At 38.8% G+C, this 12,764-nt stretch carries 10 protein-coding genes; 2 read left to right on the top strand and 8 right to left on the bottom strand.

Translation table 11 applies throughout. The annotated features are described in order from the left end of the window. Positions 1–42: 42 nt before the first annotated feature. Complete coding sequence (locus IGL80_RS02255) at positions 43–1,482, top strand: helix-turn-helix domain-containing protein (RefSeq protein ID WP_002400483.1); 1,440 nt, start codon at positions 43–45, stop codon at positions 1,480–1,482. Between the two features lie 5 nt (positions 1,483–1,487). On the opposite strand, the gene IGL80_RS02250 is transcribed toward IGL80_RS02255, so the two are convergent. The 8 genes from IGL80_RS02250 to gst form a co-directional block, all read right to left on the bottom strand. Next, complete coding sequence (locus IGL80_RS02250; RefSeq protein ID WP_085366550.1) at positions 1,488–4,040, bottom strand: cation-transporting P-type ATPase; 2,553 nt, start codon at positions 4,038–4,040, stop codon at positions 1,488–1,490. 149 nt (positions 4,041–4,189) lie between these two features. Further along, entirely contained in the window at positions 4,190–5,452 is a 1,263-nt protein-coding gene (sstT, locus tag IGL80_RS02245) for a serine/threonine transporter SstT (RefSeq protein ID WP_002359106.1), read from the bottom strand. A 128-nt stretch (positions 5,453–5,580) separates the two neighbouring features. After that, positions 5,581–5,964 carry a potassium channel family protein gene (locus IGL80_RS02240; RefSeq protein WP_002355036.1) on the bottom strand — a complete coding sequence of 128 codons (384 nt, stop codon included), beginning with the start codon at positions 5,962–5,964 and terminating at the stop codon, positions 5,581–5,583. 102 nt (positions 5,965–6,066) lie between these two features. After that, positions 6,067–6,807: a tRNA pseudouridine(38-40) synthase TruA gene (gene truA / locus IGL80_RS02235; protein ID WP_002359105.1), complete on the bottom strand. Its 741-nt coding sequence runs from the start codon at positions 6,805–6,807 to the stop codon at positions 6,067–6,069. 111 nt (positions 6,808–6,918) lie between these two features. Then, entirely contained in the window at positions 6,919–8,700 is a 1,782-nt protein-coding gene (locus tag IGL80_RS02230; protein ID WP_002404338.1) for a hypothetical protein, read from the bottom strand. A gap of 151 nt (positions 8,701–8,851) precedes the next feature. Next, entirely contained in the window at positions 8,852–9,778 is a 927-nt protein-coding gene (locus IGL80_RS02225; protein WP_002359103.1) for an anti-sigma factor, read from the bottom strand. Positions 9,779–9,780: 2 nt separating this feature from the next. Then, a complete protein-coding gene (locus IGL80_RS02220; RefSeq protein ID WP_002383292.1) occupies positions 9,781–10,245 on the bottom strand; it encodes an RNA polymerase sigma factor in 465 nt (154 codons plus the stop codon). 139 nt (positions 10,246–10,384) lie between these two features. Further along, positions 10,385–10,894, bottom strand: a complete 510-nt coding sequence (gene gst, locus IGL80_RS02215) for a DinB family glutathione transferase (protein WP_002359101.1) — start codon at positions 10,892–10,894, stop codon at positions 10,385–10,387. A gap of 331 nt (positions 10,895–11,225) precedes the next feature. On the opposite strand from gst, the gene IGL80_RS02210 reads away from it, so the two are divergent. Continuing rightward, positions 11,226–12,629 carry a dicarboxylate/amino acid:cation symporter gene (locus IGL80_RS02210; RefSeq protein WP_223302467.1) on the top strand — a complete coding sequence of 468 codons (1,404 nt, stop codon included), beginning with the start codon at positions 11,226–11,228 and terminating at the stop codon, positions 12,627–12,629. The last annotated feature ends 135 nt before the right edge of the window (positions 12,630–12,764 follow it).

Here is a 12,764-nt window from a genome sequence, read left to right as displayed (position 1 = left end):
TATCCGTATTCTTAAGCAAAAGGAGGTTTTGCCATGTACTCCATGTTAAAACGTGTGATAACGGAAAAAGATTTGCTTCGGCAAATTCGTTTGTTGGAACAGTTGTTAAATGTTCCTCAGCTGACAGCCAAGCGTTTAGCCACGCAAATCCAGACGACAGAGCGAACCGTTTTTTCGGATTTACAGTATATTCGCAGTCAATTACCCGCCGACTGGTCCATTGAAACCGATAGCAGTGGTATTCGGTTACGCAATCAGGGGAATGCGCAAACCAATGAGCTTTGGTCATTATTTTTACCTCAATCCATTAGTATTCAACTATTAAAAGAGCTACTATTTACGAAAGAGTTAGTGACAACTTCTTTTTTGAGCACTAGTGGTGTTTCTTATGAAACTTTGAAGCGACATATCAAAAAGATGAATCTGGCCTTACGTGATTTTCATTTAACGATTCAGCTAACCACAGCCACCATTCAGTTAATCGGGGCAGAAAGCAATATTCGGATTTTTTATCATCGTTTGTTGGTGCCTTTTACTCATAATAATTATTTTTTTGACGATTATTCTATTCATGAGGAGCATTATTTCCAATTTTTGAAACAAGTTTACAGTAGTGAGTTGACGGTGGAAACGGAAGAAATTTTTGGTGCTTGTTGGTTTTTCATTAACACGATTCGCAACAAAGCCAATTGCCGAGTGAGTCAATTTTCTTTTGACTCAAAAGATGTCTTGTTTCAACTTTATCAACCGTCCTTGGCAAAACTTTATGCTTCTGAAGGCATCTATTTGCAAGGAGAAGAAAGTTTTTTCGCCTTCTTTTGTTTCTTAGAAAGTTGGAATTACGATAATGTCTATGGCGAAACGTTGGCTTCTGCGCTCCACACTCATTACAGTCAGCTGCGAAAGTCGTTACAACAGTTTGTCACTAATTTGTCCACTGAAGAAGCCCGGCCTGATTTAATCCAAACAAATTTATTGGATAATCTGTTATTGTTATTCATTAAATATACCGAGTCCCCAACACTTTCTGAGCAATTTCAATTGGAATATCAAGAATTAATGACCGAACAAGCCGCAGAGGACCTTGCGTTATCAAAGAGCAACCAAGAACTTTTGGAGATTTTATCTCGCTACACCACGATTGAAGAACCGACTTATTTTCTTAGTTTGGCTTCTTTGTTAGAAAAACAAGCCAGTTATTCCATTCAGGCGCAAACGATGACTGCCTATTTCCTCTTTCAAGGGGAACCTGCTTGGAAAGCTTTTTTACAACAAGAATTAGCTGCTTATTTAGGTACTCGTGTGAAATTACAAGCTATTGAATATGTGGAACTAAGCCAGTTGACGTTAAATGAAGCCGACATAATTATTTCCAATTTCCCCTTGGATCATCTTGATCTTCCTGTCTTTTATCTCTCTTTAATTCCAACAAAAAATGAACTCCGCCGACTAGCAGAGCTCACTCTTCATTCTTATTTTTAAAGGAACTAGCGAGGACATTCGCTAGTTTTTTGGCTTTCTTTCGTCATGAATCGTTTGGTTATATATTTTTTCCCTTCAACAAGGAAAAACAGACTCACAACATGGACGAAAATCATTGCTAATTGAAGGCCATTTAAAGAAGTTGTGCCAATTAATTGCTGCGCTACTGGCCAGTAAACTACTAGCGCTTGTAGTAAAAAGAGGATTCCTAATGAAGCAAACAACACTTTATTTTGGAAAAAGCCTGTGCTTAACGACGGATCAACCAACTTACGACAGTTGATCATATACGCTGCTTGCGCTAAGACGATACTTTGTAAGAGGAACGTTTGCTGTAAGGCTTGGCCCTCAAATTGTAACGCCATAAGGTAACCTGGTACCATAATGAGTACCGACACATAGACGATTCTAAAAATACTGTACTTTGTTAAAATGCCTTCGTTGACATCTCTTGGTGGTCGTTTCATGGTATCAGCACTCGCTTTTTCAAAACCTAATGCATAAGACAAAGTAATCGTAGTTACCATGTTTACCCATAATATCTGGACAGGTGTCAACGGTAGAGGATGATTCATTAAAAGCGCCCAGACAACAATTAAGCCTTGTGCCAAAGAAGTTGGCAAGAAGAAAGTAATCGTCTTTTTCAAGTTATCAAAAATGCGGCGTCCTTCTTTCACGGCTTTAGCAATCGTATGGAAATTATCATCTGCCAAAACCATATCTGCGGCTTGTTTGGTTACTTCACTTCCTTTAATTCCCATGGCAATTCCGACATCGGCTTTCTTTAGTGCTGGCGCATCGTTCACGCCATCGCCGGTCATTCCGACAATTTCGCCATTGTTTTGTAAAGCCGTGACAATTCGTAATTTATGTTCTGGCGTCGTTCGTGCAAATACATCGACTTTTTGAACGTGCTGAGCTAATTCTTCATCTGACATAGCATCAATTTCTAATCCTTCAAGGACTTTTTTCGTATGCTTTAAACCAACTTGCTCGCCAATGGCTTGCGCTGTATCTTTATGGTCTCCGGTAATCATTTTGACGGAAATACCTGCTTCTTGAGATTCTTTGACGGCTTGAATGGCACTTTCTTTTGGCGGATCGATGATGCCTGCCAGTCCAGCAAACGTCAATCCTGACAATGTTTCATGTGTCAGTTCCTGTTGTGACGTAACTGTCTTATAAGCGAAACCTAATACCCGTTGTCCTTTTTGCGCTAATTGCGCAGCTTGTGCTTGCCAATCACCTTTTTGACTATCAGATAACGTAGAAAGTTGTAACAATACTTCTGGCGCACCTTTGACATAAATAATTGAACCTTCTGCTTGCGGATGGCGAGTGGCCATGTATTTATAACTTGAACTAAACGGAATTTTCTTTTCTACAGGGCGTAAAGACAGTTGATCCTGATCGACATATTGTAGTAAAGCTAACTCGGTAGGATTCCCCTGCAAGTCGGCGATTTTTTGTTGGTCTTGTAATTTCAATTCTTGACAGTTGGCCATAATCTCTTTGACAATGGTCATTTCTTCAGTCACTACATCCATTACCGTCATTTCGTTTTTAGTTAGCGTTCCTGTCTTGTCTGAACAGATAACTGTCATTGAGCCTAATGTTTCAACGGAAGGCATACCTTTAATAATCGCATTTTCTCTAGCCATCTCATGAACACCCATCGATAAAATCATCGTTAACACAGCAGGTAAGCCTTCTGGGATCATTGCTACAATTAATGCAATCATCGCAGAAAATAAGAGGCTCCATTCCATGCCATGACGAAAAGTGGTAAAGAAAATCAGAAACACGATCAAGACCATAATCCCTTGGAAAATTTGCTTGTTTAATTGGTGCATTTTCCGTACGAGCGGCGTTGTTTTTTTATCTACTGACTGCAACGCGTGATTAATTTTTCCAACTTCAGTGGCATCTCCTGTTTCTACTACAACGCCTAAGGCTGAGCCTGCTTGGACAAGTGTTCCTGAAAAAGCCAAATTCTTTTGATCGCCTGTTGGCAATTCTTCATTCAAGGAACCGGTAATTTTCTCCACGGCTTCTGATTCGCCTGTCAAAATTGATTCTTCAATCATCAGATTATGAACATCAAATAACCGCAAATCTGCTGGGACTACATCGCCAGCTTGTAACGTGACTACATCTCCCAGAACTAATGTTTCAGAAGAAACGGTTGTTTTTTGTCCATCAATTAGAACGACTGCCTCTTGGCCCATCATCTGTTTCAGTCCGTCTAATGATTCTTCTGCTTTACGCTCTTGCCAATAACCGACAAAGCCATTGACAAGCACCACTAGAAAAATGATACTTCCTTCGACCACTTCGCCTGTGGCAAATTTTAGAATTGCGGCAGCGAGTAAGACCACCATTAGTAAATCTGTAAAATGTTTGGCTAGCTTTTGCCACGTTTTCAATTGTTGTTTTTCTTCAATTTTATTTGGACCATTCGTTTGTAAACGTTGCTGACGTTCTTCGCTAGAAAGACCCGTTTGCTTCGTCTTAGTCTGCTCGATTACTTTTGTTGAGGAAAGTTGATACCATTTCATTTCGTGTACCTCCTATTTACTTGATACCTTTATTATAGAGAGGATTTTCTTCACAAAATGGTCGATAATTTCAGTGGCCCCTGAAAAAAATGGGGCCGAGATTATTAAAGAAAGGAACAACCCGCATTTTAGCGGGTTGTTCCTTTCTTTTAAATATTTTCTTGTTCGACCACCAATTGACTTTTGCCAATTAACGCTTTGACATCAATACTTTCACCATTTTTACGTCGGTCTGCTAACTCAACTGAGGTGGTAAACAACAAGTCACTAGAAGAGTTCAACGCTGTTTCAATGGAATCTTGGACTACGCCGACGATAAAACCAACGCCGACGACTTGCATGGCAATGTCATTGGAAATGCCAAACAAACTACATGCAAGCGGAATTAACAACAAGGAACCACCAGCAATTCCTGAAGCCCCACAAGCAGAAACAGCGGCGATGATACTCAACAATAATGCTAAATAGATTGGCACGGACATGCCTAATGTGTGGACTGCCGCCAATGTCATAATGGTAATCGTAATGGCTGCGCCGCCCATATTAATCGTTGCGCCCAGCGGAATAGAGACCGCATAAGATTCTTCATTTAAATCCATTGCTTTCGCCAATTCCATATTAATGGGAATATTGGCCGCAGAACTGCGTGTAAAGAATGCGGGAATCGCACTTTCCTTTAATACAAAAAAGACTAACGGATACGGATTTTGCCGAATATTCCAAAAAACAATCGCTGGATAAACGACTAAAGCAACCACGGCCATCGTACCAATTAACAATAATAATAACTGACCATACTTGGCTAACCCTGCAATGCCTGTGGTTGCCACCGAATGAAACACCAAACCTAGAATTCCAATTGGCGCAATGCCGATAATCATTTGAACGACCGTGGTAATCCCTGTTGAAAGATTGGCAATCACATCCTTGGTAGCGACCGAACTTTGACGTAACCCAATACCGATTAATGAGGACCAAAATAAAACAGATAAATAATTGCCTTCAATCATCGCTTGAATCGGGTTTTGGACAACGCTTGTTAACACATTACTTAAAACATCACTAAGTTGCGTTGGGGCTGCTTGCGCTTCCTGCGCCGCCTCCAAGACAATCTTAACGGGAAACAGATAGCTTGCCGTCACAGCAACAACAGCTGCCAAAAATGTCGCTAACAGATACACAACTAAAATTGATCCAACATATGTTTTCGCCCCAGCCTTTTGTTGGGCTAGCGACGCAATAATTAAGACAAAAACTAAAATCGGCGCAATTGCTTTTAAGGCGCCCACAAACAATTCACCAAGAACGCTGATGAAGGTCCATTCTGGCACCAAGAAACCCAAGGTGGTTCCAATCACAATCCCTATCATGATTTTTTGAATTAACGATAATTTCCGAATCGCTTTGACCATTCACTTCACGCTCCTTTAAAATAAAATACAGTTTGGGACATACTACCATAATTATTAAGATAAAAAAAGAGTGTTTCTCAAAAAACTTTCATTTTTCGAGAAACACTTGGTCAACTCATCAATTTCGTCTATTTTTCTGAAGACTTTTCCGCTGAATGTTCTTTGTTTTTATGGTGATGGTGGTGATGACTTTGTTTAGAATACAAGTAGGATTTTGCTACGACCGAAATAAACATAGCCATAATCCCCAAGCCTACTGTAGCATAAACCATGGTGAAAATTTTTCCCAAGTCAGTAACTGGATGCACATCTCCATAACCAATCGTGGTTAACGTCATGAAACTTAAATATAACGAATCTAATGGCGACAATTTTTCCACTGTTGAATAAAAAATGGTCCCACTCAACAACGTGGTTGCCAGTAAAAAGAACAAGGCACGAGTGTCTTCTTTTTTTAAGATACCTAAAAAAGATGAAAATAATTTTTTGACAGAAATAAGTAAAGATAGCAAAAAAATGACCTCTTTCTATTGTTAATCTCTTCTTAACGTTAGCACTTTTTAGATGAAGTTCAACTTTTTAATTGGTGTGGTTAAAGAAAATTTATTTTTTTGTTATTTATAATACACTTCATCTAAAAACAACCCTTGTGCAGGAGCCGTTTCACCTGCGCCTTCTCGGACTTTTGTTGCGAATAATTCGTCAATTATCGCTAATTCTTTGGTGCCTGCACCAATTTCTAAAAGTGTCCCAACGAGGATGCGGACCATTTTATGCAAGAACCCATTGCCCACAAAAGTGAACTGTAACATTTCGCCGTTTCTTTCAATCGTAATCTTTTCAATCGTTCGAGTAGTCGATTTTTTGTTTTTTTTCAATGCTGAAAAGCCAATAAAATCATGGGTCCCTATTAATTTTTGGCAAGCTTGTTCCATTTTTTCTTGATCCAACGCTTTGGGAAAGTGAAAACTATGATACCGTTCAAAGGCATTAGGAATTGGGCTATTCCAAACATAGTAGCTGTATTGTTTGCCTGTGGCATTATACCGTGCATGAAAACGTTCAGGCATTTCTGTAACTTCTTTAACAACAATATCGCCAGGTAAATATCGATTTAAAAAGGATAACATTTCGGTTGTTGTTAGTGAACTAGTCGTTTTAAAATTCGCTACTTGACCACGTGCATGTGTGCCGGCATCCGTTCTGCCTGAGCCAATAATTTCAATCGGTTCACCCGTCATTTGTGTTAAAATACTTTCAATTTTCCCTTGAATCGTTTTCTCTGAATTACCTAGTCGTTGCCAACCTGAGTATCTTTTACCATCGTATTCAATGGTTAATTTTATGTTGCGCATGGGCGAAGCTCCTTCGTATTCTTTTTCTCTATTATCATAGCAGAAATAAGTGGATTTTTCTTCTTTTCCAAGAATAAAACACCTCTTTTCTATAGAAAAGAGGTGTTTTATTTAGTTTAATCCTGCAATTTTCAATTCTTCAACATTCGCTGCTTTAGCATTTTCAGTCACTACGGCTTTAAATGTCACTTGGTCGCCCTCTTCTAAGAATAGCGCCAGCGGACTGTTATTAGTCGTTACGCTAAAAATGGTTTTTTCATCTTCTAGTAAAAATGAAACTACCGTTTGCGCTTCCCCAGCTACTACTGAGACACGAGCTACTTTACCTTGCATCGTTTTCAAGTTGGCTTTGTCTGTATTTTCATTGTTGCTTCCTTTGGTTACTAACTCAATTCGATAAGCGTCTAATGCGCCTTGTGCCGTGTCTGCATCAATCACAATATCATTATCTACGGCGTTTATATAGACATATTTTTTGAAAATCCCTTTACTGTCCATTAACGAAACAATCCACGTTGGCACGCCATCAATGTTATAAAGGACTGGCATACTAGCTTTCCATTTCTTTTCTGGATAAATTTTTGAAGCGATAGAAATGGCGCCATCACTATCCATAATGCCGACTTTAGTATCACGATAATACGTCACTTGGCCTGTTCGGGCATTGATTAAGGAATAACCTAAAGCGGAATCTTGGTCTTTTTCACTACTTGTAAAGTCCGTAAAATAAAGCAACTGGTTCCCTTCCTTGTTCATCATCGGCGTAATTTGTCCTGATGCATAAATACCATTTTCAGTTGGAATTTTGACATCTTTTTTGGCACCAAACATTGTCTGGTTCCACCAGCCTTGACTGTAACGACCAAAGAATTCATTTAAGCTATTCGCCGCTGAGCTAGTAATCGGCGCATCAACGAAACTTGGGGCTTTTTGACTGTCATAAACGTTAACTTCTCCCGTTGTAGCATTTAATACCGCCGTTTTAAATTCATTATAGTGCATGCGACCAGAAACCCCATACTCTTTGTAAAGCGTTTGAATATAGTAAGGATTCCCTTGGTCGTCCAGCTCTAAATTGATTGTGCCAGTTGCTGCATAACCTGGATAAGCGGAATAAATTTTTCGTGCGGCATCTTTGCCAAAGTAAGCTGAAGGAGTATAAACAATTGGTTTTTCTACAAATTCTGGCTGTGCGTTGATATCTGTCGCACTAATGATGAAATAGCCAGGTACTTCCCCCAGTTTTAGCCATTTAAAGAAGCCATTAAATTCGACTGTTGCTACATAAACATACTCGCCATTGACAACTTGTGCCGTTATACCATCCAAAGTAAACATATTGGAATTGGGAATGACAGAAAATTTCTGTAACATTTTTCGTTTCGCCGTTTGTGGTGCAATCGCAATGGGTGTTTCTTTCGCCGAAGTTAAAACTTCAGCTTTTTCTTCCGTTTTTAAAGGAATCGTTTGATAAATTTCATCAATAGAAGAGATTCTGGTAATACTACTGACAATAGTCAACAAAATCATTGCCAAAACGGCAACACCCAAAATTTTGCCAGACCAGTCTTTGTTAGCCGTTTTGTTGGTATTCTTTCCTACTTCTTTGCGGCCCTTTTGGATACCAGGAACTTCGACTTTACTAGCTAAGCGTGTACTCAATAACACCCCACTAGCAATCACTGCGCCAATCAGATTAATCCATAACACGGTTGAAAGATTTTTACTTGGCAAAGTCACAAATAAAAAGATACCTAACAAGAGCAATTCCATCGCCATTAATAGAATGGTCCCCTTACTCTTTTTCCCTTTATTCGCTACAATTTTGGCGCCATTCGCAACTAAGATCCCGATACCAAAAAATAACGTTAACCCAATAAAATTAAAAAACATTCACTTGCCCTCCTCATAGATAAGTAAAAAAAGTGCTCCCACGCATTGTAGAAGCACTTCCTGTGATCCATTCTATTATAACGTTTTCTATTTTTACTGACAATATCGTTGAAGCAAAATCAGTCGGAAGGCTTAGAGTTTGGAAGAATGTTTATTTCTCTGGCTGAATATAAGGAACGATAGGTGCGGTCACGCCAATTGAAGCCCCACGAACAAAAGGTTCATTTTGTAAGGCTTTGAAATTTTTGGTTTGTCCGGTGAGCATGACTCCCCAAATAGGTAATTTTTCGACTTTTTTATTTTTATTTTGTTGGATAAACTTTTGGCCTTCTTGGTTGTCAGCAAACAAGGGGGATTTTTCTAAGGTTTCAAAAAAGTGTTGCTTGTCGTTTTCAGGATCAAATATTTCATTTTGATCGTCCATGCTTAATTGAAAACCATAAGGCAGCGTACCAGAAGGCCCCTCTTTTTCATTAACCGTTTCGGAGTAAACATAGAGCCAAACTAAGTTGACATTGCTCGGTAACATTTTGCGGACTTCTTCATATGGATAAGGTTTATCAAAAGAAATCGCCACTTCCGCTACTTGGTTTTCCATTTTATCTAATTCACTTAATTCGTTTTTGATACCACCATAGTAATTGGTAATCGCTGGATTATAAAAAGATGCTACTTTCTGCTTGGTTTGTCGGTTGTATTCATAAAAATTCTTAGAAGAATAATAGCTACCAGGATAGACTTCATTCCAGTCAATCGAATTTCTGAAAAAGCTATATCTGCTACGTAAATTACTCCACTCCACCGTGTAACCATCAATATTTTTTGAACGATTAGTTACAACTTCGCCCCCAAAAGGCGAACTATTAGCAATTACTTGGGAATCTAATTGAGTGTTTGGTGAAGCAATCATTTCTTGATCATTAATTACTTCTAGTAGGGTATGATAGTTTTTCGTCGAAAGTTTATCCATTCCCACAAAAAAACCGACAAACAATACGGCAAAACTAACAACGGTTATGGCACCAATCACGATAAATTGTTTTCTTTTCGCTTTACGAATACTTTTTTTTAAATCCACTTCTATTCCTCCAGTTCTTTTTTTAATTTTTGACGTGTGCGATACAATTTTTTGCGAACATTTTCAACAGATAATTCTAAAATCAACGCAATCTCGGCATACGATAATTGATAATAATATTTCAAAAGCAATAGTTCTTGTTCCTCATCTTTTAAGGAATCGATCAATAATAATAACTCTTGCCCTTCCATTTTTTCTATTGATTGCACAGGATGACTGTTTGCCACAAAAGTGCGTTCTCGTTTCTTTTTTCGATACATCGTAATGTAGTAATTAAATGTTACTCGGAAAAACCACGGGCGTAGATTTTCTGATGTAATTTCAGGTAATATTGAAAAAATCGTTGTATACGTTTGCGACACTGCATCTTGTGCATCTTCAAGACTTGCTCCTCGGCGAATCAAGACTTGGATGACTTCTTGCCCCAAAGAAAATAGTACTTCGTCAAAATTTGCCTCCTTTTTCATCTGATTTCTCCTTTCACTTATACAACGTTTCAACTAGGGAAAAAGTGGACAGTCCTTCGTTCATTATTTTTATGTATTTTTTCTCTCAATAAAAAATACTCCTGCTTAGGCAGAAGCATTTTTTGTTTTTGCTTATTTATCATTTTCCAATGACTAATCTTCGTGTATAAACGGCTTGCCCAGAATGCATCACTGCATCATCAATCGCTGAAACTAAACGCACTTGTCTAGTCACCGGCGGGGTCCAATTTTTATCAATCACGTCTGACAATTGTTCTTCTTTGACTTGGTCTAAATAGCTTTTGGTAAGTGCCACACTGGCAGCCAAATAGTCACTAAGCAATTGCTTTTCTGTCACCACGACTTTCGCCGCTTCTTCTGGTGTGTGATGCCAGTCTTCTGTTTCATCTGGCAAATCCAAGGCAAATTTTTCTGTCCAGTGTTGGCTAAGCCATAACGGCTCACTATGATTAAGTGCGGAAATTTGTAGGTCTAATTCTCTGGCTGTGTGCCACATTAGCCAAGTAACAGACTTAATTAATGCTGCGGGCATCGTGTTTGCTTCGGCAACGGTCATTTGCTCAAGTGTTTCTTCAAAACGTTCATGCGCTCGGTCAAGGGTTTCACTAGAAAGTTGAGTGACTTTCATAAAAATACCTCCTTTGTGTTGGTGCCTGTTCTTTCGTTTCTATTTTCTATTATACTGCAAAAGAATCCGTTGTAGTTCTTTTTTGGCTGCGGTATCTGCGGAAAGGGTAAAGATCACTTTCTTTCTTCAAAATAACACCCCCCTAAGTAAAAAAGAATTGACAATTCTCGTAGTTTCCCTTAGTATGTGGAAAAGTACCTTTAAGATAGTCCGAGAGGCTAACAAGGCAAAGTTCTGTAAAATTCTGTATTTTTGTATAGTGAATGATACGAGATGTCTTGCCCTTTTTTTGTGTGCAAGGCTTTTTTTGCGCGGTGCTTAATCAATTTATTTGGGAGGCAACAAAGTGGAAAAGAAAAAACGTGAAGTGAAAAGTATCTCATTTACCAAAAAAATGGTGATTTCATTGGTGGGAGGGTTAATCGTTGGGCTCGGCTTTTTATTTTTAAGAGAGCACCTTATTCGCAGCAATCAAGGCGCTGTGTGGCAGACAATCAATCAGATTCTTTTCCAAGATATTTCAGATCCTGAAAAAGGACAATCTGCGATTGGGCTTTTCTATATTATTGGTCAACTATTTATCAACGGCCTACAATTAGTGATTGTGCCGATGGTCTTTACTTCAATTACTTTAGCCATTTGTCATATTACCGATACGCAAAAATTAGGACGAATTTCCTATAAAACAATTTTTGGCTTTTTATCGATGTCACTGATTGCTCTATTAACGGCAGGAATTGTGGGCTATAGCGTATATTTAACTGGCGCTTTTAATGTGTCGTTATCTGAAACGCTAGCTCCTGTCGAAGTAAGTACGAGCGGCAACCCATTAATGGTGATAGTCAATGCTGTCACGAAAAATATCGGTTCTGCATTTAGCGACAATGGTGCGATTTTAGCTGTTGTTGTGTTGGCAGTGATTACTGGTTTATGTATTAATGCATTAGGGGATAAAATTCGTGTTTTCAAAAAATTAATTGAAGAAGTCAATGCGATGGTCACGTTATTTTTAACCTTTGTAATTACTAAATTTGCTCCTATCGCCGTCTTTATGTTGTTAGTTCGGACGTTTGCTTCTTACGGGATTGATTATTTAAAACCAGCATTAGTCTACGTCGTAACAACGACAGCGACGCTCTTAGCCTTTTTGATGATCGGTTACCCATTATTTATCTTATTTGCGACAAAATTAAATCCTGTTCCTTTTATTAAAAAGATTATGAAAGTTGTGGTCTTTGGATTTTCTACTTCTTCTTCGGCAGCCACTTTACCGTTAAATACAAAAACAACGGTTGAAGAGTTAGGTGTCGACAGCGATGTTGCCGCCTTTGTCTTGCCGTTAGGAATGACTATTAATATGAACGGCACAGCGATTATGCAAGTAATTGCGGCTATTTTTGTGGCGGGCGTAGCTGGTTATGAAGTGACACCAGCTAATATTGCCTTGATTGCCATTTTAGCTTTAATGTCATCTATTGGTACACCGGCGGCACCTGGCGCTGGCGGGATTATCCTTTTCACTATTTTAACTGGTTTAAACTATAACAATGAGATTGCGATTGCGACGTATTCATTGATTTTAGCCATTAATCGTCCAATCGAAATGCTCGTTACTAGCCTAAACGTGGTTGGTGATAGCGCCACTGCGATTTATGTTGCACATTCGGAAGATTTGTTGGATGAAGCCACTTATCTGACTGATGTCGCTGACTTGCAAAATGCGGAAGCGGAGTAATTAAAAGCAAATACGCTCGTATGAGATTGAAACAACAGTGTTTAGTTCCTATAAAGCCTTTATCATCGACTATCTAAAAAAAGAGTTTGGGGCATCGGTCATTTTGTAGCGCCCCCAAACTCTTTCTTTTTTTAT

Origin of the sequence: Enterococcus sp. DIV2467a (assembly GCF_050532945.1) — a bacterium.
Taxonomy (GTDB): domain Bacteria; phylum Bacillota; class Bacilli; order Lactobacillales; family Enterococcaceae; genus Enterococcus; species Enterococcus faecalis.
This window is presented reverse-complemented; position numbering and strand designations above follow the sequence as displayed.

Coding starts and splice junctions, on each gene's coding strand:
- gst (WP_002359101.1), bottom strand. CDS start 10,894: ATGAAAGTCACTCAACTTTCTAGTGAAACCCTTGACCGAGCGCATGAA.
- IGL80_RS02250 (WP_085366550.1), bottom strand. CDS start 4,040: ATGAAATGGTATCAACTTTCCTCAACAAAAGTAATCGAGCAGACTAAG.
- truA (WP_002359105.1), bottom strand. CDS start 6,807: ATGCGCAACATAAAATTAACCATTGAATACGATGGTAAAAGATACTCA.
- IGL80_RS02255 (WP_002400483.1), top strand. CDS start 43: ATGTTAAAACGTGTGATAACGGAAAAAGATTTGCTTCGGCAAATTCGT.
- IGL80_RS02220 (WP_002383292.1), bottom strand. CDS start 10,245: ATGAAAAAGGAGGCAAATTTTGACGAAGTACTATTTTCTTTGGGGCAA.
- sstT (WP_002359106.1), bottom strand. CDS start 5,452: ATGGTCAAAGCGATTCGGAAATTATCGTTAATTCAAAAAATCATGATA.
- IGL80_RS02230 (WP_002404338.1), bottom strand. CDS start 8,700: ATGTTTTTTAATTTTATTGGGTTAACGTTATTTTTTGGTATCGGGATC.